This is a genomic window from Streptomyces sp. BBFR2 (genome assembly GCF_044497305.1).
In the GTDB taxonomy this organism is placed as follows: Bacteria; Actinomycetota; Actinomycetes; order Streptomycetales; family Streptomycetaceae; genus Streptomyces.
The window spans coordinates 1,316,971-1,339,394 of record NZ_CP172415.1; the positions used below are offsets into that span (position 1 = coordinate 1,316,971).

17 protein-coding genes are annotated in these 22,424 nt (G+C 72.2%); 6 read left to right on the forward strand and 11 right to left on the reverse strand.

Features of this window, described 5'->3' with window-relative positions; all coding sequences use genetic code 11:
* The first annotated feature begins 76 nt into the window (after positions 1–76).
* From ACGH2B_RS04520 to ACGH2B_RS04535, 4 genes are all read left to right on the forward strand, one after another.
* The gene (locus tag ACGH2B_RS04520; RefSeq protein WP_399084439.1) at positions 77–1,606 is read left to right on the forward strand and encodes a helix-turn-helix domain-containing protein; all 1,530 of its coding nucleotides are present in this window, start codon (positions 77–79) and stop codon (positions 1,604–1,606) included.
* 428 nt (positions 1,607–2,034) lie between these two features.
* Positions 2,035–3,783, forward strand: a complete 1,749-nt coding sequence (locus ACGH2B_RS04525) for a tetratricopeptide repeat protein (protein ID WP_399084442.1) — start codon at positions 2,035–2,037, stop codon at positions 3,781–3,783.
* A 100-nt stretch (positions 3,784–3,883) separates the two neighbouring features.
* Positions 3,884–4,450: a TetR/AcrR family transcriptional regulator gene (locus ACGH2B_RS04530; RefSeq protein WP_399084445.1), complete on the forward strand. Its 567-nt coding sequence runs from the start codon at positions 3,884–3,886 to the stop codon at positions 4,448–4,450.
* A 256-nt stretch (positions 4,451–4,706) separates the two neighbouring features.
* Positions 4,707–6,665 carry a potassium transporter TrkA gene (locus tag ACGH2B_RS04535; protein ID WP_399084447.1) on the forward strand — a complete coding sequence of 653 codons (1,959 nt, stop codon included), beginning with the start codon at positions 4,707–4,709 and terminating at the stop codon, positions 6,663–6,665.
* A gap of 207 nt (positions 6,666–6,872) precedes the next feature.
* Here ACGH2B_RS04535 and ACGH2B_RS04540 read toward each other — a convergent pair whose 3' ends face one another.
* Complete coding sequence (locus ACGH2B_RS04540) at positions 6,873–7,679, reverse strand: VOC family protein (protein ID WP_399084450.1); 807 nt, start codon at positions 7,677–7,679, stop codon at positions 6,873–6,875.
* Positions 7,680–8,435: 756 nt separating this feature from the next.
* Positions 8,436–9,173 carry an HAD family hydrolase gene (locus ACGH2B_RS04545; RefSeq protein ID WP_245654883.1) on the reverse strand — a complete coding sequence of 246 codons (738 nt, stop codon included), beginning with the start codon at positions 9,171–9,173 and terminating at the stop codon, positions 8,436–8,438.
* 475 nt (positions 9,174–9,648) lie between these two features.
* On the opposite strand from ACGH2B_RS04545, the gene ACGH2B_RS04550 reads away from it, so the two are divergent.
* The gene (locus ACGH2B_RS04550; protein ID WP_399084453.1) at positions 9,649–10,248 is read left to right on the forward strand and encodes a TetR family transcriptional regulator; all 600 of its coding nucleotides are present in this window, start codon (positions 9,649–9,651) and stop codon (positions 10,246–10,248) included.
* A gap of 582 nt (positions 10,249–10,830) precedes the next feature.
* On the forward strand, positions 10,831–11,427 hold the full coding sequence (locus ACGH2B_RS04555) for a ScbR family autoregulator-binding transcription factor (protein ID WP_399084456.1): 597 nt from the start codon (positions 10,831–10,833) through the stop codon (positions 11,425–11,427).
* Positions 11,428–11,476: 49 nt separating this feature from the next.
* Here the strand turns inward: ACGH2B_RS04555 and ACGH2B_RS04560 are convergent, their stop codons facing one another.
* From ACGH2B_RS04560 to ACGH2B_RS04600, 9 genes are all read right to left on the reverse strand, one after another.
* Entirely contained in the window at positions 11,477–13,000 is a 1,524-nt protein-coding gene (locus ACGH2B_RS04560; RefSeq protein WP_399084459.1) for an amino acid permease, read from the reverse strand.
* A 187-nt stretch (positions 13,001–13,187) separates the two neighbouring features.
* Positions 13,188–14,192, reverse strand: a complete 1,005-nt coding sequence (gene argF / locus ACGH2B_RS04565; protein ID WP_399084462.1) for an ornithine carbamoyltransferase — start codon at positions 14,190–14,192, stop codon at positions 13,188–13,190.
* A gap of 155 nt (positions 14,193–14,347) precedes the next feature.
* A complete protein-coding gene (locus ACGH2B_RS04570; protein WP_399084465.1) occupies positions 14,348–15,580 on the reverse strand; it encodes an arginine deiminase in 1,233 nt (410 codons plus the stop codon).
* Between the two features lie 1,309 nt (positions 15,581–16,889).
* Entirely contained in the window at positions 16,890–17,813 is a 924-nt protein-coding gene (locus tag ACGH2B_RS04575) for an LLM class F420-dependent oxidoreductase (RefSeq protein WP_399084468.1), read from the reverse strand.
* Positions 17,814–18,355: 542 nt separating this feature from the next.
* Positions 18,356–18,811: a DUF6099 family protein gene (locus ACGH2B_RS04580; RefSeq protein WP_399096699.1), complete on the reverse strand. Its 456-nt coding sequence runs from the start codon at positions 18,809–18,811 to the stop codon at positions 18,356–18,358.
* Between the two features lie 455 nt (positions 18,812–19,266).
* Positions 19,267–19,728, reverse strand: coding sequence for a nucleotide pyrophosphohydrolase (locus ACGH2B_RS04585; protein WP_399084471.1), 462 nt, complete (start codon positions 19,726–19,728; stop codon positions 19,267–19,269).
* Positions 19,721–21,079, reverse strand: coding sequence for a biotin transporter BioY (locus ACGH2B_RS04590; protein ID WP_399084475.1), 1,359 nt, complete (start codon positions 21,077–21,079; stop codon positions 19,721–19,723). The genes ACGH2B_RS04585 and ACGH2B_RS04590 overlap by 8 nt, the downstream gene beginning before the upstream one ends.
* 64 nt (positions 21,080–21,143) lie before the next feature.
* Complete coding sequence (locus tag ACGH2B_RS04595) at positions 21,144–21,533, reverse strand: cell division protein SepF (RefSeq protein ID WP_399084477.1); 390 nt, start codon at positions 21,531–21,533, stop codon at positions 21,144–21,146.
* Between the two features lie 243 nt (positions 21,534–21,776).
* A complete protein-coding gene (locus tag ACGH2B_RS04600) occupies positions 21,777–22,076 on the reverse strand; it encodes a hypothetical protein (protein ID WP_399084480.1) in 300 nt (99 codons plus the stop codon).
* Positions 22,077–22,424 lie beyond the last annotated feature (348 nt).

Consider the following 22,424-nt stretch of genomic DNA (forward strand, 5'->3'; position numbering starts at 1 on the left):
AGCCTCCAGTTATTCGCATAGTAGTAGAACAACTGGCGAAACTGAACACATCTCATATCTGAGATATGGTCACGCCATGGCAGACGACTACCTCGAACGCATCGGCAGGCTGATCCGCGACGCCCGGCAGCACCGTGGATGGACACAGACGCAGCTCGCCGACGCTCTCGGCACCAGCCAGAGCGCGGTCAACCGCATCGAACGCGGTAACCAGAACATCAGCCTTGAGATGATCGCCCGGATCGGCGAGGCCCTGGACAGCGAAATCGTCTCGCTCGGCTACCCCGGCCCGATGCATCTGCGGGTGGTCGGCGGCCGTCGGCTCTCCGGCTCCATCGCCGTCAAGACCAGCAAGAACGCCTGCGTCGCGCTGCTTTGCGCCTCACTCCTCAACGCGGGCCGCACCACTCTGCGCCGGGTCGCCCGGATCGAGGAGGTCTACCGCATCCTCGAAGTCCTGAACAGCATCGGCGTCCGCACCCGCTGGATCAACGACGGCAGCGACCTGGAGATCGTGCCGCCCGCCGAGTTGGACCTCGCCTCGATGGACACCGAGGCAGCCCGCCGCACCCGCAGCGTCATCATGTTCCTCGGCCCGCTGCTGCACCGCATGGACCACTTCCGGCTGCCGTACGCGGGCGGTTGCGATCTCGGCACCCGTACGGTCACCCCGCACATGACGGCGCTGCGCCACTTCGGGCTGGAGATCACCGCGACCGACGGCGTCTACCTCGCCGAGGTCGACCGCACCGTCACCCCGCGCCGCGCCATCGTCCTGACCGAACGCGGCGACACCGTCACCGAGAACGCGCTGCTGGCCGCCGCCCGCCACGACGGCACCACCGTCATCCGCAACGCCTCCTCCAACTACATGGTCCAGGACCTCTGCTTCTTCCTGGAGGAACTGGGCGTACGGGTCGAGGGCGTCGGCACCACCACCCTCACCGTGCACGGCGTCGCGACCATCGACCGCAACGTCGACTACGCGCCCTCCGAGGACCCGGTCGAGGCGATGAGCCTGCTGGCCGCCGCCGTGGTCACCGAGTCCGAACTCACCATCCGGCGCGTACCGGTGGAGTTCCTGGAGATCGAGCTGGCCGTCCTGGAGGAGATGGGCCTCGACCACGAGCGCAGCGCGGAGTACCCCGCCGACAACGGCCGCACCCGGCTGATCGATCTGACGGTCCGCCCCTCCAAGCTCCAGGCGCCGCTGGACAAGATCCACCCGATGCCGTTCCCCGGCCTCAACATCGACAACGTGCCCTTCTTCGCGGCCATCGCCGCCGCCGCCCAGGGCCAGACCCTCATCCACGACTGGGTCTACGACAACCGCGCCATCTACCTCACCGACCTCAACCGCCTCGGCGCACAGGTGAAGTTGCTCGACCCGCACCGCGTCCTGGTCGACGGCTCCACCCGCTGGCGCTCCGCCGAGATGATGTGCCCCCCGGCCCTGCGCCCCGCCGTCGTCGTCCTCCTCGCGATGATGGCCGCCGAAGGCACCTCGGTCCTGCGCAACGTCTACGTCATCAACCGCGGCTACGAGGACCTGGCCGAACGCCTCAACTCGATCGGGGCGCAGATCGAGACGTTCCGGGATATCTGATGTGTGAGCGCCGCCGCACCCCGCCCGACCTGCCACTCAGCGGGGCGGGGAGGGGTGCGGCGGCGCCTTTGGGACGTCAGCGCCGTCGGTGCCGCCCTCGTCCGGCGGGGCGATCACTCCCGTCGCGCCCGGAGCGGCTTCCCCACGCAGGAGTTGATACGGAGAGCTGTTGAGCGGCTTGCGGGCCGAGCGGGAACGGGAAGCGGCGCACCCGTGTTCGCCGACCCGGACATCAAGCGCTTCGAGCCGGTACATGACGCGACCGCGGGTGCCATGCGGAAACCCGGGTGCCTGCCGGCGGCACGCATTTCAATACGGTACGGTTCGTATTGCATATAGGGGGTGTGCTCGCCGGTCCGTACGGGAAGTGGAGGCCCTGCCGCCACCCCGTCCGCCGTACCGTTCACCGATGGGAGCCAGTCAGCGCCATGTCCGATACCTATTACGACCTCGGCGCGTACCGCCGCGCCGTCACCACCTCCTCGCCGCAGGCCCAACTGTGGTTCGACCGTGGTCTGCTGTGGGCGTACTGCTTCAACTTCGACGAGGCCGTCCGCTGCTTCGAGAGGGCCATCGCCGAGGATCCCGAATGCGCGATGGCCCACTGGGGGGTCGCCTTCGCCAAGGGCCCCAACTACAACAAGGCATGGCGCTTCTTCGACGCCGACGACCTGAAGGCGTCGGTCGAGTACGCCCGCATCTCGCTCGTACGGGCGCGCGCCGCCTCCGCCTCGTGCACGCCCTTCGAGCGGGGGCTCATCACGGCCCTGGCCGCCCGCTTCCCCGACCAGGGCGTCCCGGAGGGGCCGGAGGAGTTCGACGCCCTCAACCGTGCGTACGCGGAAGCCATGCGCGAGGTCCACCGAGCGCACCCCGATGACCTGGACGCGGCCGCGATCTTCGCCGACGCGCTGCTGTGTGTCAGCCCGCGGGCACTGTGGGACCTGGACAGCGGCGAGCCGGTCGGCTACGGCACCGTGGAGGCCCGCGAGGTCATCGAGGCCGCCTTCCCGCTGCCCGGCGGTGACCAGCACCCGGCCCTCAACCACCTCTACATCCATCTGATGGAGATGTCCCCCTTCCCCGAGGTGGCCCTGCCGGCGGCCGACCGACTGCGCGGCCTCGCCCCCGACGGCGGACACATGGCGCACATGTCCACGCACATCGATGCCGCGTGCGGCGACTGGCGCCACGTGGTGGAGTCCAACACCGTCGCGGTCGCCGCCGACAACCGGTACTTCGCGCGGGAGGGGCAGCAGCACTGGTATTCGCTGTATCGCGCCCACAACCTCTGCGTCCTGGCGTACGGCGCCATGATGTCCGGCCGGTCCCGCGAGGCCCTGGACGCGGCCCGTGACATCGACGCGTTCATCACCCCCGGGCTGCTGCGGATCACCAGCCCGCCCATGGCCGACCTCCTCGAGAGCTACCGCGCCACGTTGCCGCACGTTCTGATCCGCTTCGGCCGCTGGGAAGAGATCCTCGAACTCGGACTCCCGGAAGACCAGGAGCTGTTCTGCTCGACCACCACAATGGTCCACTACGCGCGCGGCGTCGCCTTCTCCGCGCTCGGCCGCATCACCGAGGCCGAGGCGGCCCGCGACGCGTTCGCCGCCGCCCGCGCCACCGTGCCCGCGTCCCGGTGGAACGCCGTGCCGGCAAAGGAGGTGGACGTCCTCAAGGTCGCCGCCGGCATGCTGGAGGGCGAACTCGAGTACCGCAAGGGAAACTTCGGCAAGGCTTTCGCCGCCCTGGAGCATGCCATCGCGATGGAGGACGCGCTCCCGTACACCGACCCGCCGGCCTGGCTCCAGCCCGTTCGCCACGCCTACGCCGCCCTCTCGATGGAGCAGGGGCGGATCGAGGAGGCCGCCGCGGTGTACCAGGCCGACCTCCACCTCGACCGCAGTCTCGCCCGCCGCCGCACGCACCCCAACAACGTCTGGAGTCTGCACGGACTCCACGAGTGCCTCACCCTCCTGGGACGGCACGAAGAGGCCGGACGGATCGCCCTCGCCCGCGACATCGCCCTTGCCACCGCCGACATCCCCGTCGCGGCCTCCTGCTTCTGCCGGCTGAGCGCCTTCGAGCACGACGGCGAGGTGCCCAGTTGTCGCGCTGAACCGCAGCCCGGCACCGCGGCCGAGCCCGCCTGCGCCTGCCGCTCCGAGCAGTGAGCCGGATCCGTACGCACCGTTCACGGGTGTCCCGCTCGGCGGGGCGCCCGCGAACCCGTTGAAACAGGGAGCGATGCGGCCCTGAAGTAAGGTGCACCCCGTGCAAGGAAGACCTCGCGACCCCGCCCTCGACGCGGCGATTCATCAGGCGGCCCTCGACCTCGTCACCGAACGGGGCTACGGACGAATGACGATGGAAGGGGTAGCGGCCCGCAGCGGAGTCTCCAAGCAGGCCCTCTACCGCCGCTACTCCTCGAAGGGCGACCTGCTGCTCGCCGCCCTCGACTCCGCGGGGCGTGAGAAATTCCCCGTCCCGGACACCGGCAGTCTCCGGGAGGACCTTCTGCACATGGTGCGGGCGGCCTTCGCCCTGCACCGCGACAGCAACAGCGCCTTCAGTCAGGCCGTCGCCGCCGAGGCCGCGCAGGGCTCGGACTTCGCCCGGAAAGCGGTCGAGTCCGTCATCGAACCGCGCCGGGAGCTCTTCCGTGAGGTCATCGTCCGCGCCCGCGAACGCGGAGAGGTCACCTTCGCCGACGACGACGTACTGATCGACCTGATCTACGGGCCGATGTGGTACGCCCTGCTCTTCGATTTCGACCGGCTCACCGAGAGCTACGCGGCCTCCCTCACCGACGCCGTGGTCGCGGTGGCCCGCCCCGCCTGAACGACGCGCACCTGCTGGGTGCCACACGCAGCCCCGCGCCCGCGCGACCCCGCGGACGGCCCGCCCTCCGCGGGGGGGGGCGGGCACCGTGCGCCGCACGCGCCGCGTCCGTGGCTTGATCCCGTCGAAACCTCCCCGAACGGGTCAATCACGCCCTCAACTTCCTTGTCCTGTACCGGATGACGGTTAACTGATCACGCAAGTGTGAAAGTGCCGGAGCTCGGGGGAAGCCGGTCGCGGTGAGGGAGATTTTTCGGTGAGCAGAAAACTGCGGGACCTGCGGGGCCGGTTGCGGTACTGGTTCGACGGGACGATGGACCGGGGCACCCCCGCCCTGATCGGCTGGCTGGGGCTGGCGTCGGTACTGCTGATCGCCTTGGTGACCGCGCTGGTGGTGACCTTCACCGACGAGGACACGGAGAAGAACGGCGGCTGGCTCGGCGTGGTCTGGATGAGCGTGCTGCGCACCCTCGATCCCGGCACGATGGGCGGCGACACCGGCGGTCCGGTCTTCCTCGGCCTGATGCTGATCGTGACGATCGGCGGCATCTTCATCGTCAGCGCCCTGATCGGTGTGCTGACCACCGGTCTCGAAGCCCGGATCGAGGAGCTGCGGCGCGGCAGGTCACGACTGGTCGAGCGCGGCCACACCGTGGTGCTGGGCTGGTCGGAGCAGGTCTTCACGGTCCTCGCCGAACTGGTCGAGGCCAACCAGAGCGAACGGCGCTCCTGCGTGGTGATCCTCGCCGACCGGGACAAGGTCACGATGGAGGAGGAGATCCGCCGCCGGATCCCCGACACCGGCCGCACCCGGGTGATCTGCCGCTCCGGCAGCCCGCTCCAGCGGCCGGACCTGGAACTGGTGAGCCTGGACGCGGCCAAGTCCGTGATGGTGCTGCCGCCCGTCGGGGACGACTCCGACACCGAGGTCATCAAGGTGCTGCTGCTCCTCAACAGCCGTACCTGGCAAGGCACCCGGCCCAACATCGTGGCGGCGGTGCAGAGCTCCCCCAACCTGGCGGCGGCCCGCCTCGCCGCGGGCGAGTCCACGCTCGTCATCGACGCCGACGACATCGCCGTCCGGCTGATCGTCCAGTCCCACCGCCAGTCCGGCCTGTCCACCGTCTTCAACGAACTGCTCAGCTTCGTCGGCAACGAGATCTACCCCTATCCGGCGGGCCCCCTGGCGGGCAGCACCTACGGGGAGACGCTCAACGGGTTCGAGCTAGGCGTCCCCGTCGGGCTGCGCCGGGAGAACGGGGAGGTGCAGGTCAACCCGCCCATGGACGCGGTGGTTTCGGCCGGGGACGAGATCCTGGTGCTCGCGGAGGACGATCTGCTCATCCGGCGGGCGCAGCAGCGGCCGGACGTCGTCGAGACGGCGATGACCGCGGGGAGCGGCGGGGAGCCCGCGCCCGACCACACTCTCGTCATCGGCTGGAACTCCCGCGCGGCGAAGATCATCTCGCTGCTGGACCGGCTGGTGGAGCCCGGTTCGCTGGTCGATGTCGCCGCTCCCCGGGAGCCCGCGGCCCTGCCCCGGGAGGGGCTGGAGAACCTGACCACCGGCTTCCGGCGCTGCGAGCCGACCCACCGGCCGTCCCTGGAGGCGCTGGGCCTGGACCGCTACCGCCACATCATCGTGCTGACCGACGACGACATCGGCTCCGACCGGGCCGACGACCGCACGCTGGTGACGCTGCTGCACCTGCGGGACATCGCCACCCGCACCGGCACCCCGTACTCGATCGTCACGGAGATGCACAGCGACGCCAACCGGGAGATCGCGCAGGTCACCAAGGCGGACGACTTCATCGTCAGCACCAAGATCATCAGCCTGCTGCTGACCCAACTCGTCGAGGACCGCCATCTGTACGCCGTCTTCACCGACCTCTTCGACCCCGAGGGGTCGGAGATCTACCTGAAGCCGGCCGGCGGCTACCTCCTCCCGGACACCCCGGCCACCTTCGCGACGGTCATCGAGGCGGCCCGGCGGCGCGGCGAGACCGCGATCGGCTACCGCCGCGCGAGCGAGAGCGACACCCCGCCCGGCTACGGCGTCGTCCTCAACCCGCCCAAGACCGCACCGCTGTCGCTGCGCGCGGACGACGCCGTCGTGGTGCTCGCCGAGAACGGCCGGATCACCGCACAGGTACCCGCGGCCCGCACGGAACCGGACCGGGACGGCGCCGGGGCGAAGGCGTCCCGGAGCTGAACACGCCACGCCCGGGCCCGCCGTCCACCCTTCACCGGGCGGCGGGCCCACCACGTCCGGAGGAGGGCGGCCCCGCGCGGCGTCCGGACGCGGCGGGGCGTGGCGAGCGCCCCCGGGAAACCTCGCCCTCTCCCCGCTCCTGACCGGCCATCAGGCCGGACGGATCTACCGGACCGGCCCTCGGCCGGCATCGCCCCTCGGCCCGCGTCAGCTCTCCTCGGCCGGTGTCAGCGCCACGAACTCCGCGCCCGCCGGATCCGTACAGACCGCGAGGCGGCCGACGCCCTCGGCGTCCTCCGGCCCCATCCGGACGGCGCCGCCCCGCGCGGTGATCGCGGCGATCGTGGCGTCGCAGTCGGCGGAGCCGAACACCGGGTGCCAGTACGCCGCGCCGCCGGTCTCCGCCAGCGCCGAAGCGGGCAGTTGCATGATGCCGCCCTGCATCCGCTCCGGACCGGCGCCGCGCGGCGTCACCAGCGTGTAGGTGCCCGTGTCGCCGCCGGGCAGCGGTATGTCCTGGGTGGTCCAGCCGAAGACCGTGCCGTAGAAGCGCTGCGCGGCCGCCGTATCGGTGGTGAACAGCTCCGTCCATCCCAGGCTGCCGGGCCCGTCCGCCACCTCCAGGCCCGGATACGTACCGGGCTGCCAGACCGCGAACCGGCCGCCCTGCGGATCGGTGAGCTGGGCGTGCCATCCGTTGTCCCCGCCGACCGGCGACGGCGGGACCCGCACCTCGCCGCCGGCCTCCCGCACCGCCCGGGCCGTCGCCTCGGCGTCCGGCGTGTGGAAGTAGACGGTCCAGGCCGCGCGGGCGCCCTCCTCCGGCGACGGGCCGATCGCCGCGGCCACCTTCCCGTCCCGGCGGCAGAGCGTGTACCCGCCGGACTCCTGGCCGCCGAACGGCTCGGTGGTCCAGTCGAAGACCTCGCCGTAGAAGGCCGTGGCCTTCCGGAGGTCCGGGGTGCCGAGGTCGAGCCAGCAGGGTGAGCCGGGCAGAAACTCAGTGGTGATCATGGTCATTCCCTCCACGGACCGCATGCCGCGAATGCGCTGCGCGTTCCAGCGTGACACCCACCACTGACAGTCGCCCCCCGGCGCCGCTCCCCCTGGGTGACCGGCACCGCCCCGGCCCGGCGACGGCGCCCGTACGGCGCGGCCCACACGGCGCGCCCTCGCTCGTCCGGGTGGTCCCGGCGGACGGCACCACGGGAGCGTTTCCGACGCGTACTTCCCGCCGACCGGCGGCCCGGCGCCCGGCGGTCCGGTCACCGCCGCCGGCGAAGGGCCCGGAAGCGGATAGCCGTCGCCCGGTCCGGCACCCGGCGGTCCGGCCACGGCACGTTCTTCTCCGCCCGGCGGGTCCCGGTCTGCCCTCTCCCCTCCTGACGGAGGGCCGACCGGGGACCCGCACGGCGGTCTCCGCCCCTCACCGGTGCAGCGGCGACAGGCGGGCGGAGCGTCCGGTCCGGCCCACGGCGCGGTGGCCCGTCCGCGCGGTTCCGCGGCAGGCCGCGGTCCGCCGCGGAATCCGGTTCCTCCCGGAACACCCCTCCTGCTACCCGCCCCCCGGCGGGCATCACTGCGGGCGTCCGCCCCACGGACGGACGCCCCCATGGGCCCCGCCCTCCGGCGGCAGCCCCTTCCCCCCTCGGTGACGGCGCCCGACGGCACCGGCACCGGACAGCGGCGCCCCCCGGCGCCGCTGTCCCGTCAGGGCCGAAGCCCCTCAGGTTCTCCCTGCCGCGGACGCGCCCGGCGCCCGCGACGGTGTCACCGGCGGCGCCGCTGCGCCGCCAGCGCCGGTGCCGGCATCCGCCGCGGCCGGGCCGCCGCGATCACCGACACCACATCCTTGAACGAGCTGCACATCCGGGTACCGGCGACCGCCGCCAGCTCCCCGAACGTCCCGGCGCCGTACGTCACGGCGACGGCCTCCATCCGCGCGGTCACCGCCATCCGCATGTCGCCGACGGTGTCCCCGACGTACGCGCTCTCCCACGCGGCGACGCCGAGCCGCCCGGCGGCCCGCAGCACCATCTCCGGGTGCGGCTTGCCGCGGCGGACCATGTCCTGGCCGATGACCGGGCCGACCAGTTCGCGGATGCCCATGACGTCCAGCAGCGCCTCGGCACCCCGGGTGGACTTGGACGTCGCGACGGCCAGCTCCACCCCGTGGGCGCGCAGCGCGGAGAGCCCGGCCGTTACACCCGGGAACAGCAACTGCGGCCCCAGGCACATGACGTCGACGGCGAACTGCTCGCGGTAGCGGTTGATCGCGGCGAGCACCTGGGCGTCGTCCTCGGGCTTGCCCAGCAGACGGCCGAACGCCTGGCCCGGAGGCTTGCCGACGGCGGCCGCGGCCTGCCGCGGGGTCACCGTACGGCCCTGCTCCGCCGCCACCTTGACGAGGAGTTTGGCGATCGCCGGGCGCGTATTGGCGAGGGTGCCGTCCAGATCGAAGACGGCAGCCTTGATCGTCTCGCTTCCGGCGCCCCGTACGCCTCTCACAGGACGTTCGCCGACTACCGCTGATACGCGCATGGCTGGAGACCTTTCCGGATTCCGATGGGTGCACTGGCTGGAGAGCGTGGCCGGCCGGCTGATCCCGGTGGCCCGCGGTCGACGACGGGCGACGGCTGGGGAGGTTCTCCGTGGCGCACCGCTGTCCCGACGCGACGCGCGACCGTCGTGGCGGACACCACGGAAGAGGAGGATCCCGTTTACCGCCTTCGCAGATTTAAAAACCGTCTGCGCTGTTTGTCAATGCACCCCCGTCCCAGAAGCGGACTCCCCATGGGATCCCTGACCTCGCACGGAAATCGTGGGGTCTTCAACCATCTCCGTAAGCCCAGGCCACCGATCGGTATGCGACGCAGGACACCCCATACCGGCCATTCCGGAACCCTATACAGAACCGCATGGTTGGTTTTCTCAGTAGACTGTCCTGCCAGCTCGCAGCCGTACTAGAGACGGGACGGACACCGTGCCCACGCAGCATCGCGCCATCCAGAGCCGCCAGGCGCTCATCCGCTCGGCCGCCGAGACCTTCCTGGAGAAAGGGGTACCGGCGGCCGGGATGGTCGAGATCAGCCGGCGGGCCCGGCTGAGCAAAGGCGCCCTCTACTTCCACTTCACGTCCAAGGACGATCTGACCCTCGCGGTACGCGACACGGCGCTGAGCACCCTGCAGCGGATCGAGGAGGGGCTGATCCGCTCGCCGCAGCCGATCGGCACCGCCGTACAGGACTTCGCCGCGGAGCTGTTCGCGCGGGTGGAGAACGACCCGGTGCTGCGCGCGGGGCTGCGCCTGCGCCCCGAGACCGCGCCGGGGCTGGAGATCACCTCCCTGGAGCGGCGCTGGTACGCGCTCTTCCTCGACAAGGCGATGACCGGCGGAGCGGGCGGCGCTTCGCGTTCGGAAACCGAACCGCGCCGCACCGCGCAACTGCTGACGTCGGTCGTGGTGGGCCTGTTGCACCTCGGCTACGAGGACCCCGCCTGGTGGGCGGAGACCGCGCTGGCCGACGTCTGGACACTGCTCCCGGCCGCCCCCGTCGCCGTCCCGGCGCCCGCCGGAAGCTGAGCGGCGCACCGCCCCGGGAGAGCGACGCGGCAGGCCGGGCGGACCGCCCCGGTCACGGCGGTGCACCGGCGGCGGTTGATTCCCGCCAACCCCCGGGGTGTTGGACAAATTTGCCCGGCGCCGACCGGCCGGGCCGACCGGCGGCCGCTCCACCTGCGGCCGTGCCTCCCCCCATCTCGCCCGCACCGAACGGCAGCGCCGGCAGCCGGCCACCGGCCATCCGGTGCCGCGGCGCCGCGCCGGCGCCCATCACCCGCGTGTGCAAGGGCACTTACCCAGGTCCGGGGTGGGCACGGGCGCCCCTGCGAGGGCTGCGCACCGCGCCGAACAGGCCGTTGACAGGTTCCGGCGAGCCGGATTCCGCATGGGAGAGCGAGGGCCGGGGAAGCGGACACCGGGGCTCTCCCGCGGCGGTGATCGCGTTCCGTGAGCCGCGGACCGGCCCCGATTTCCGGACCGTACCGCCCGGTTGGTTCCTTATGATGCGGGACGAGACCCCGGCCATGTGCGACGGGCGCGCTCGGGCACAACAACTCCACGAGAGCATACGGAGGGCGATCGGTGGTCAAGCAGGAACGCGCAGTGCGCACGCGGCGAGCGGTCCTTGAGGCGGCGGCGCAGGTGATGGGCGTGCGCGGATACGAAGCCGCGACGATGGCGGAGATCATCCAGCGGGCCGGTGTCACCAAGGGCGCGCTCTACTTCCACTTCTCCTCCAAGCACGCGCTGGCCCGCGCGGTGATCATGGAGCAGACCCAGCCCTTCGAGCAGAAGGTCACCGCCTCCCGGCTCCAGGACGCGATCGACTTCACGCACCAGGTGGCGGTGGCGCTGCGGGACGACCCGCTGCTCCAGGCCGGCACCCGTATCGCGCTGGAGACGACGTTCAGCGGCGATCCGCTGGTGCCGTACCAGGCGTGGATCGACATCATCGTGAACATGTTCGCCGACGCCCAGCGGAACGGCGAGCTGCTGCCCGGTGTCTCCCCCGAGGGCGCGGCGGAGTTCTTCGTCGCCTCGTACTTCGGTGTGCAGCTCTTCTCGCTGGCGGCGACCGACCGCACCGACCTGCCGGACCGGGTCACGGCGCTGTGGAAGCACACCCTGCCGGGGCTCGCGACGGCGGGCGCGCTGAGCCACCTGGAGCCGCGCGGCAGCGACGCGCGCACCGCGGCCTGAGCCCGGTGCCGCAGGGGCCCGGCACCGTCCGGAGCCCCGGGCTCACGGCTCAGCTCAGGGGCGCGGGCTCCGAGCGGTGCGCCTCCTCGGTGCGCGGCGCGCCCTCCGTGTCCGGCTCCGGTGCGGTCCGCAGGCGGGAGTGGCGGCGTCCGTAGCACGCGTAGACGACGGCGCCGATGACGAGGAACGCGGCGAACTGCAGCCAGGTCGCGGGGCCCGTGCCGTAGATCAGGTAGAGGCTGAACGCGATGCCCAGGAGCGGGCTGAGCGGGAAGAGCGGGACCCGGAAGCGGCGGGCGAGTGCGGGGCGGGTGCGGCGCAGCACCATCACGCTGACGTTGACCACCGCCATGATCGCCAGGGTGCCGATGGTGGTCAGGTTCATCACCACGTCCAGCGGGACGACGGCGGCGGGGACGGCGAAGACGACCGCGACGATCCAGGTGTTGGCGACGGGCGTGGCCCTCCGGGGCGAGATCCGGGCGAAGACCCTCGGGATCAAGCCATCACGCGACATCGACATCAGGATGCGGGTCTGGCCGTACATGACCGCCAGGACGACCGAGGCGATGGCGACGACCGCGCCGAAGGCGATCACCCCGCCGCCGAGCGCGGAGTGCGTGACGTGGTTGACGATCAGCGAGAGCGCGGCGGGCTTGTCGGCGACGTCCCCGGCGGAGAGCGCACCGATGGCGCTCAGGGCGACCAGGCAGTACAGCACGGTGACGACGCCGATGCAGATCATGATCGCGAGCGGGATGTTCCGGCGCGGATTCTTGACCTCCTCACCGGCGGTGGTGATCGCGTCGAAGCCGATGTACGAGAAGAACGCGACGGAGGCGCCCGAGGTGATCCCGGCGACGCCCTCGGGTGCGAACGGCGTGAGGTTGCCGTCGCGGAAGGCGGAGAGCGCGATGGCGCAGAACAGCAGCAGCACCGCGATCTTCAGCACGGCCATGGCGGCGGTGGCGCGGGCGCTCTCACGGATGCCCCGCACCAGGAGCGTCGCGGCGAGCAGCAGCACGACGACCGCCGGGATGTTGACGATGCCGCCGTCACCGGGCGGGCTCGCCAGCGCGGCGGGCAGTTGCCATCCGATGAGGCTGCCGAGCAGTTCGTTGAGGTACTGGCCCCAGCCGACCGCGACCGCCGACACCGAGACGCCGTACTCCAGCAGCAGACACCAGCCGACGAGGAACGCGGTCCGCTCGCCGAGGGTGGCGTACGCGTAGGAGTACGAGCTGCCGGACACCGGGATCGCGCCGCCCAGCTCGGCGAAGGAGAAGGCGGTGAAGACGCAGGTCAGGGCGGCGAGGACGAAGGAGATGAGGACCGCGGGGCCGGCGTGGGCGACGGTGTCGGAGAGCCCGACGAAGATGCCGGTGCCGACGATGGCGCCGATGCCGAAGCAGACGACCTGGAAGAGTCCCATGCTGCGGGTGAGGCCGTTGCCGTCGAGGTCCGTGCCCGATTCGGCGAGGAGCGCGTCGGGGGACTTGATGCGCAGCCCGGGGCGGGCGGCGAGCGGTGCGCGCCGCGCCTGGGACGGGCGGCGGGCTGCGGACGGGCGCATGGGGTGGTTCTCATCTCTGGTGGTGCGGGTGCGCGCGGCGGGGTGGGCGGCGCGCGGAACGGGGCGCGGCCGGTGGGCCGGACCCCGTGAGCGGTCGATGGTAACCGCTATGACTGCATGATCGCCCATTTGTACGTATGGGTATGCAGTGCGGGGTGTGCCGGGCACACCCCGCGACCGGCGGGCGTCAGCGGCCGAGGGTGGCGACGAGGACGGCCTTGATGGTGTGCATGCGGTTCTCCGCCTCGTCGAAGACGACGGAGTGCGGCGACTCGAAGACCTCGTCGGTGACCTCCAGCGAGGTCAGACCGTGGCGGGCGTGGATCTCCCGGCCGATCGCCGTACCCAGGTCGTGGAAGGCGGGCAGGCAGTGCAGGAACTTCACGTCCGGCTTGCCGGTGGCCCGCAGCACGTCCATGGTCACCGCGTACGGGGCGAGCAGCGCGATCCGCTCGTCCCAGACCTCCTTGGGCTCCCCCATGGAGACCCAGACGTCGGTGGTCACGAAACCGGCGCCGCGCACGCCCTCGGCGACGTCCTCGGTGAGCGTGACCCGGGCGCCGCTCGCCGCGGCGAGCGTCTGGGCCTGGGCCACGACCTCGTCGGACGGCCAGAGCGGGCGCGGCGCCACGATCCGGACGTCCATGCCGAGCAGCGCGCCGGTGACGAGGTAGGAGTTGCCCATGTTGTAGCGGGCGTCGCCGAGGTAGGCGAAGGCGGTGCCGGCCAGCGGACGGCCGCCGTTGTGCTCGACGACGGTGAGGAGGTCGGCGAGCATCTGGGTCGGGTGCCAGTCGTCGGTCAGACCGTTGAACACCGGGACGCCGGCGTACGCGGCCAGCTCCTCGACATCCGTCTGCGCACTGCCCCGGAACTCGATGCCGTCGAACATCCGGCCGAGGACGCGCGCGGTGTCGCGGACGGACTCCTTGTGGCCCATCTGCGACGCGGCCGGGTCGAGGTACGTGGTCGAGGCGCCCTGGTCGGCGGCGGCGACCTCGAAGGCGCAGCGGGTGCGGGTCGAGGTCTTCTGGAAGATGAGAGCGATGTTGCGGCCGCGCAGCCGCTGGACCTCGGTACCGGCACGCTTGGCGGCCTTCAGCTCGGCCGCCAGGTCGACCAGCCCGCGGAATTCCTCGGCGGTGAAGTCCAGCTCCTTGAGGAAGTGGCGGCCGGTGAGATCTATCGCCATGGTGACTCCTGGTTCACGGCATCGGGCACGAGCGGATGTTTTCGGACACGGACCCTGGAATTGTATACGAGTCGCCGCATCAATATTCAGAGTGCGTCCGCCGACCGGCGGGCCGCCGCCCCGTCGCGGTCGTCCGGCGCCCGCCGGCCCGCCCCTCAGGCCGTGCCCGGTATCGCGTCACGCTCCACCGGGCAGCTCATACAGCGCGGCCCGCCCCGGCCCCGGCCCAGTTCGCTGCCCGGGATGGTGATGACCTCGATGCCGCGCTTGCGCAGGAAGGTGTTGGTCGTGACGTTCCTCTCGTAGGCGACCACCACGCCCGGCTCCACCGCGAGGACGTTGCAGCCGTCGTCCCACTGCTCCCGCTCCGCGGCGTGCACGTCCTGGGTGGCGGTGAGCACCCGGATGTCGCTGAGCCCGAGCGCCGCCGCCATCGCGCGGTGCATGTGCTCGGGGGGATGGTCGGTGACCTTGAGATCGCCCTCGCCGCCCGGTTCGATGGTGTACGAGCGGAGCATGCCGAGCCCCGCGTACTGCGTGAAGGTATCGCCGTCGATCATGGTCATGACCGTGTCGAGGTGCATGAAGGCGCGGCGCTTGGGCATGTCCAGCGCCACGATGGTGCGGGCCGATCCGGCGGCGAACAGCCCCCTGGCCAGCATCTCGACGGCCTGCGGCGTGGTCCGCTCGCTCATCCCGATCAGCACCGCGCCGTTGCCCAGCACCAGCACGTCACCGCCCTCGATGGTGGAGGGGTAGTCCGCCTGTCCCCTCGACCAGACGTGGAACTCCGCGTCGCGGAAGAGCGGGTGGTGGGCGTAGATCGCTTCGTAGTGCACCGTCTCGCGCTGCCGGGCCGGCCAGCGCATGGCGTTGACCGACACCCCGTCGTAGACCCAGGCGGAGGTGTCGCGGGTGAAGAGGTGGTTGGGCAGCGGGCCCAGCAGGAAGTCGTCCAGCTCCATGACGTGGAAACGGACCGATGCCGGCTCCGGGTGCCGCTCCAGGAATTCCCGCTTCGTCATCCCGCCGACCAGCGCCTCGACCAGCTCCGCGACCGGCAGCGCGTCGAAGGCGGCCCGCAGATGGTCGGTGGCGAGCGGACCGTACTCCTTCTCGTCGAAGACGCGGTCCAGGACCAGCTCGCGCGCGGCGGGCAGGGCGAGCGTCTCGGCCAGCAGATCGCCGAAGAGATGCACCGCCACCCCGCGGTCGCGCAGCACGTCGGCGAAACCGTCGTGCTCCGCCCGCGCCCGGCGCACCCACAGCACGTCATCGAAGAGGAGCGCGTCCTTGTTGGTCGGCGTCAGCCGCTTCAGCTCCAGATCAGGACGGTGCAGGATGACGCGGCGCAGCCGCCCGGCCTCGGAATCGACATGGAATCCCATCTCTCCATCTTGGCCGCTTCCGTCCCACCGTGAACGCCACCAGCGGGATTCGGGGGAGAAGTGAGGGTCTGTCTCAGGGGTACGTGGGGGGATTCCCTGGGAGGGGGGTGAGGGCCGGGGTGAGGAGGTGTGGGGTCGGGTTCGACTGGGGCGGCGCCGGGTGTGTCCGTGCCCCCTCCGCTGTACCCGGCACAGCCGGTGCGGCTGATACGCCCGCCGAGTCCGGGGCAGCCCGCCGTGGCCCGGGCAGTTCGCCCTGTGCGGGCCTCCCCAGGCGTGGAAGGCCGACGCGGGTCGGCCAGCGGGCTCGGACGAGTGGATGGTCCGGCTGGGGGCGCACCACGGGTCTCGTGCGCTGGGGGTGTGCGTCTCGCGCCGCTCCGGGCGCCGCGCACCGCGCGAAGGTCCGGCGGCGCTACGGCCGTGCGCCCTGTGCTGCCGCCCGGTGCGGGGTCCTTGCTCCGGCGTCCGCAGCCGTCCGGTCGGCGTGTCGGCGGAGTGGCGCGGGAGCCGGACTCTTTTCACCGGTGATGGAGCGAATGCCGCTCGGGCACCACCGGGGCAGGGGCTCGGCAGCGGCTCGCGCGGCGGCCGCACGCGCGCGGTTCGGCGCGTTTCCCGGGCGCCGGAGGATCGTCCTTGTGTCATCCTCGCGGGTCGGCAGCGGACTCGCCCATGGCCGGTTCCAGCCGTCCCCGCCTCCGCGCCCGGCCCCCTTCCGTACGAGGTCGGGTGCCTCCCCGCGGGCTCCGTGCGGACCGTCCGACGGGATTCCGCTTCGGTGGTCGATTCCTCCCGTGGGCCGCCGCGGCACGCCGAGCCGCTGTCAACATGGCGCCAGCAGTGCCCGGAGCATCTCCCGGAAGAGGCGCCAAGTTGACGGCAATTACGGCAAAGCCCCATTTCCACGGCCCTGCCGAACCGCCCGTGCGGGGCCGCTCCCGGCCTCGCTCCCCGCCCGCGTGGGGGACAGCCGCCCATCGGGCACAAACTGCCGGGCGGCCGGGCCCGGCCGGGCATCGATCGGAGCACCGGCCGGGGCGCCCGGAACAGACCGGAACAGAGCTGAGGCCGTAGTCCCAGGCAGCCGCTCACCCGGCACGAACGAGGGGCGGCATGCCAGGTAACCGCTCCCCCGGAGTCGTACGGGAGCCGAGGCTGCGAGTGACCGCACCCCCGGAACAGCGCGAGGGCCGTCGTCCCGGGCGGGTACTACCTGCCCGGGACGACGGCCCTCGGTGCGGTACGGGTCCGCCGGGCCCCGGGGCGCGGCCCGGCCCGGTGGCCCCGTGCGGCGGTCCCCTGCGGCTCAGCCGAGCTGCGACTGCACCTGGGCGGAGATCAGCTCCAGGTGGTCCAGATCGTCCAGGTCCAGGATCTGGAGGTAGACGCGGGAGGCGCCGATCTCGGCGTACCGCCCGATCTTGTCGGCGACCTCGGCGGGCGAGCCGGCCAGGCCGTTGGCCTTCAGTTCGTCCACCTCGCGCCCGATGGCCGCCGCGCGGCGCGCCACCTCGGCGTCGTTCTTGCCGACGCAGGCGACGAGGGCGTTGGAGTACACCAGGTCATCGCCCTTGCGTCCGGCCGCCTCCGCCGCCGCCCGCACCCGGCCGAACTGGCGCTCGCTGTCCTGGAGCGAGGCGAACGGGATGTTGAACTCGTCGGCGTACTGCGCGGCGAGCCGCGGCGTGCGGGTCGCGCCGTGGCCACCGATCAGCACCGGGACCTTGTGCTGGGCGGGCTTGGGCAGCGCGGGCGACTTCGTCAACTGGTAGTGGTCGCCGTCGAAGGAGAACTCCTTGCCCTCCTCCGTGGCCCACAGGCCGGTGACGATCGCGAGCTGCTCCTCCAGCCTGGCGAACTTCTCCTTGGGGAAGGGGATGCCGTACGCCTTGTGTTCCTCCTCGAACCAGCCCGCGCCCAGGCCCAGTTCAACGCGGCCGCCGGACATCTGGTCGACCTGGGCGACCTGGATCGCCAGCACACCGGGGAGGCGGAAGGTACCGGCGGTCATCAGGGTGCCGAGGCGGATGCGCCGCGTCTCGCGGGCGAGACCGGCCAGGGTGATCCAGGCGTCCGTCGGGCCGGGCAGGCCGTCGGAGTTGCCCATCGCGAGGTAATGGTCGGAGCGGAAGAAGGCGTCGAAGCCGAGGTCTTCGGTGGCCTTGGCGACGGTGAGAAGGGTGTCGTAGGAAGCCCCCTGCTGAGGCTCCGTGAAAATACGCAGATCCATACCTCCATCCTGCATGCTCAGCGCCCGCGGAACCGTCGCCGCGTACCGCGTGCCCCGGATCGAAGCACCCGGCGAACAGAAGGAGCCACCGGCCGGACGGGACAGAGCCCGCCGCGAGCGCGACCGCCGGGAAACGGGGGCCGACCCGGGGAGCGCGGCCTGTCGGGGCTCGGGGCCGGAGCAGGGGGACGGGGCTGGGCCGGAGCAGGAAGACGAGACCGGATCGGGCGCACGCCCAGCCGAGATGCGGGCCCTACCGGGACACGGGCCCGGCACCGACCGGGAGCGGACATCGAGGCCGGCCATCGAGACCGGGCCGGCAGAAGGCACTCCGACGAAATCCGGAGGGGCCACGGAAATGGGCGGCGAACGGAACTGACGACCGGCGTCGCCCCGGGCGAGAGGGACACCCCCCGGCGGAAGGCGGATCGCCGGCAGGAGCCGGGAGCCGGCCGGAGAGATGGAGCGCCGTCGTCACGTGCCTCGCCGACCGCGGCGCCGGGCACCACGGCGGGGGGCGTGGCCGGCGTGCGTGCCGCGCCTCAGGCGAGGTCGTGGTCGCGTATCTCCAGTTTTTCGAGTATTCCGGCGATACGGTCGCGCGATTCATCGGCGGAATCCATCACCTCGACGCAGGTCCAGTACATCCCCTCCTCGTCCGCCGCGCACACGATGCCCACGAGTACCTCGCAGACCTCCCGCAGCAGTCCGCGCAGGCCCGTCAACGCGGCCCTGACGTCCTTCACTTCGGTGAGCTGGGCCGCCCGCAGGCCGCCCGCCGTCGCCACCGGGCACAGCAGTCCCCCGCTGAACCGCCCGCCCGCATCGCCCAACCCGCGCGCCCGGGACCGCACTTCGTACGGCCCGAATATCGCGAGATGGCTTCCGACCGCCTCGGCCAGGGCTTGCGCCTGCCACGCCTCGACGACCACTTCCCGCACCGTGCTCGCCTCTGCCAGACCGCGCCGACCGGCCGCGATGATCCGCACCGCGTCCATGCGCGTTTCTCCCTCCGCCGTCATCTGCCTCACCTCACACTGTTCCACTACCCAGAGTGAGGGTGAACACCCAAAAACACCAGGGGAATTCGCAAATCTGTGGACAACCACGGCGATGTGGAGAGATCCATGACTCCGGAGAGTGACATACGGCGCGCCCGAGTCGCTCTGCCCGCTTCCGTCGCGGCTCTCCCTCCACCACCTGACGCACCGTCGGGTCATGGGCATCCCACCGGCCCCGGGCGTACCGGCGACCCGTTACGTCACGACAGGTGGCGCGCCGCTCAGGAGAGACGCCGGTCCGACGACGGCGGAACGCCCTGAAGCGCCCCGCGCACGCGCCCGATCCGGCCACACCCGGGGCCGCCCGCCGACCCCGTACCGGGGCCTCCCCCGGCGCTTCTGCCCCGCCGAGGGGCGGTGCCGGGGAACGGCGGGCGGCCGCCGGACGAAGCTCAGGAGGCGGAATCCGCCCCGCCGGGGGCGTCCGGCGCCCCGTCCCCCGGGCGGGCAGCCCCTGACCCGCCCCGCGACCCGCTCCCCGCGCCGTCTCCGTCCGCCCCGTCCGCCGTGCGGTCGCGGTCCGGGCGGGCGTCGCGTACCGCGGGGAAGCGGGCCTCGTTGCGTTCGATCTTCGCGGCCAGGGCCTTCAGGGCGTCGATGCCCAGGGCCTCGCAGAACTGCAGCAGATAGGCGAGGACGTCCGCGACCTCGTCCTCGACCCGGTGTGCCGAGGCCGGTTCGGACATGACCGCGGCCGACTGCTCAGGGGTCAGCCACTGGAAGATCTCGACGAGTTCGGAGGCTTCGACGCTGAGCGCCGCCGCCAGGTTCTTGGGGTTGTGGTACTGCTGCCAGTCGCGTGCGGCGGCGAAGGCGGCCAGCCGCCGCTGGAGGGTGCGGAGATCTTCACTCATGCCCCAGGTGTAGCACCCGCACCCCGGGCAGTCCGTCGGCGACCGCCGGATCCCGCACCGTCCCCAGGAGCCGCACCCGGCCACGGTCCGCCATCCGTACGGCCAGCGCCATCAGTCCGGCCGCCTGCCGGGCGTCCATGCAGCGGTCCGCGCCGTCCGCGACGACCGTCAACTGCTGGAGCGCCTCCGGGATCTCCGCCACCGGGTCCATCTCCAACTCGCCCGGCCCGGTGAGCAGCACCACCGCGAGTCCCAGGTAGCGCAACTCGCCGTCGCCGAGCCGGTCCAGGGGCATCGCCCCCAGGTGCCCTCGGTCGAGTACGGCCCGCAGCCCCGGTGTCCCGGCGGGTCCGCCCCGGGGCGGCGTCGGTCCCGGGGCCCGCCCGGCGGTCACCGCCGCAGCGCTCCGTACCCGTCCGTCGGGCTGCCGGGGCACGGCGCACAGCTCCTCGGCCGGCCCCGCGCAGGCGGCCCGTACCGCCGCCAGCAGGCCGGTGCGGCGCCGGGTGCGTTCCTCGGTGAGCCGTTCCAGTACCGCCGCCAGGTTGTCGCAGGACGGCCGCAGCCGCTCCGCCCCGGCCGCCCCGTCGCCCGCCGCGTCCGGGGCGCCGCGGTCCCCCGTCCGTGGGCCGCGTGCCGGACCGCACCGCCCGTGGGCCGCGCGGTCGCCCGTGGTGTCCCCGGGCCCGCCGAGGTCCGCGCCGTGCCCGGGGGCGGGCCGTTCGCCGCGGATCGCCTCCGGGCGCGGATCGCACCGGAACACCGACCTGAGCGCCACCACGACCTGTTCCGCGGCGGCCAGCACCAGCCGCTGACCGGCCGTCTTGCCCGCGACGCGGAGCGGCAGCAGTGAAGTGCCGAGGCGGTCGTCGGGCAGCGGGGCGCGGGTGACGGGCGCCGCGCCCGCCGTGTGCCAGGCGGCCTGTACGGCGGGGCGGCCCGGGTCCGTCAGGGCGGTGGTGAGGAGGGTTTCGCCGCCGCCGGTCAGCCGTTCCCCGGCGATCCGCAGACGGGGCTCGGTCTGGACGGCGAGATCGAGGCGGACCGGACCGGCCGGTCCGTCGACGGTGCAGCCGATCCGGAAGCCCCGGCGGCCCTGCTCGTCGGGGCGCGCGTCGGCCGGGACGCACGCCGGGGCGCCACCGGGTACGGACGCCAGCGCGTCCGCGAGCCGTTCCCCGGCGCCGAGCCGGGCGAGGATGCCGTACGCCTGGAGGGCGCCGGTCTTGCCGCTGCCGCTCGGGCCGGTCAGCAGCGTGACGGGGCCGAGCGGGAGGCTGACGCCCCGGTGGTTGCGGAAGGCGGAGAGGCGTAACTCGGTGAGCGCGGGACGCGCGCTGGCGCTATGCATAGCTCGAAGCTATGCAGCGTCCCGCGGGGCGCCCGTCGGAGAACCGTTACATCGTAGGTTCTTCCTACGAACGGGGGACGCCTCCGGTGGTCGGTTCCGCGACCTCCGTGCCCTGGGGGGCGAGCAGGAAGACATTGGTGTCGACGCGGTGCATTCCGCTGGCCAGACCGAAGACGACGCCGCTGGAGAAATCGAGGATGCGCTTGGCGACATCGGCGTCGGCGCTGCTGAGATCCAGCAGCACGGGGATCTGGGCCATGAGGTACTCGGCGACCTCGCGGGCGTCGGCGAAGGTCTGCACCCGGATCACGACGAACCGGCGGCTCTCCTCGGCCGGTTCGTCGTCGGGCAGCGCGCGGTGGTCCGGCCAGGAGGGCCATTCACTGCCGCTACGCAGCGGTACGACCTCGGCCAGCCCTTCCCACTGCTCATCGGTGGCATCGGGGCCGTTCACCGCTTCACCTCATTCGTGGGGGGCACTGCCTGACGCGGTATCCACATCGATCATTTCCAGGGATAAACATACAAACACCGCCGGGCGCGGCACACATCGCACCACGTCCGCGGCCCATCCTGCACCATCCACCGGCGCCGGAACCGACAGCCGGGGCGGTTTCCCGCGTCGGGATTGTGTGTGCCCGTTCATACCCGCACACCTCGCCCGTGACGGTGGCAACCGGGCGCCGCGGGCGCGCCGTCATTCCGGGCCCGCGACACCCCGCCCGCGCCGGAACCGCCCGCGGCCGGGGGGCTCCGGCGGACGCGGAACGAAGGGATAGTCGTCCCGGGTCTCGTTCGTCCGGCTCCAGGCGCGGCTGGTGGCCGGCGGGACGAAGGTCAGCTCCGTACGCGGTGCGCGGGCATGTGCGAACTCCGTCGGGTCCTGGCCCGCCACCGCCATCAGATCCAGCAACATCCGCTCCGCGAGATCCGGCTCCAACTGGACGCCGACCCCCTCGGAGCCCCACCGCAGCACGAGTTCCGCGGCCCTCGTCAACCCCTCGTCGGTGGCGGTGGGAAACGCCAGCGCCAAAGCACAGCGGCGTTGCCGCCCGCACCACTGCCGAGCCCACGAATCCGATCAGCCTACAACCCCCTGGGCCGGGGAGAGTTGGCACGTCGGGCCCGGGGCGGAAGGGGCCGCCTGACGCACCGGTGCGCCGGGCCCGTGGCGCGGCAGGCAGCGGCCACCGGGCGGGCGCGCGCACCCCGGCCCCCGTGCGACCGGGCCACACCGTCACCCGCCACCGCACCACTCGCGGCAGGGAACAGTCACGGTTTTACTGCACATTGGTTGCAAGTAAAACCGACCCGCAGGAATGTGGTGGGGTAAGCGCCAACCGGA

Bases quoted from the DNA above. Each gene is read 5' to 3' on its own strand.
- ACGH2B_RS04520 (WP_399084439.1), top strand. From the start codon at position 77: ATGGCAGACGACTACCTCGAACGCATCGGCAGGCTGATCCGCGACGCC.
- ACGH2B_RS04525 (WP_399084442.1), top strand. From the start codon at position 2,035: ATGTCCGATACCTATTACGACCTCGGCGCGTACCGCCGCGCCGTCACC.
- ACGH2B_RS04540 (WP_399084450.1), bottom strand. From the start codon at position 7,679: ATGATCACCACTGAGTTTCTGCCCGGCTCACCCTGCTGGCTCGACCTC.
- ACGH2B_RS04560 (WP_399084459.1), bottom strand. From the start codon at position 13,000: ATGCGCCCGTCCGCAGCCCGCCGCCCGTCCCAGGCGCGGCGCGCACCG.
- argF (WP_399084462.1), bottom strand. From the start codon at position 14,192: ATGGCGATAGATCTCACCGGCCGCCACTTCCTCAAGGAGCTGGACTTC.
- ACGH2B_RS04570 (WP_399084465.1), bottom strand. From the start codon at position 15,580: ATGGGATTCCATGTCGATTCCGAGGCCGGGCGGCTGCGCCGCGTCATC.
- ACGH2B_RS04575 (WP_399084468.1), bottom strand. From the start codon at position 17,813: ATGGATCTGCGTATTTTCACGGAGCCTCAGCAGGGGGCTTCCTACGAC.
- ACGH2B_RS04580 (WP_399096699.1), bottom strand. From the start codon at position 18,811: ATGGACGCGGTGCGGATCATCGCGGCCGGTCGGCGCGGTCTGGCAGAG.
- ACGH2B_RS04585 (WP_399084471.1), bottom strand. From the start codon at position 19,728: ATGAGTGAAGATCTCCGCACCCTCCAGCGGCGGCTGGCCGCCTTCGCC.
- ACGH2B_RS04590 (WP_399084475.1), bottom strand. From the start codon at position 21,079: ATGCATAGCGCCAGCGCGCGTCCCGCGCTCACCGAGTTACGCCTCTCC.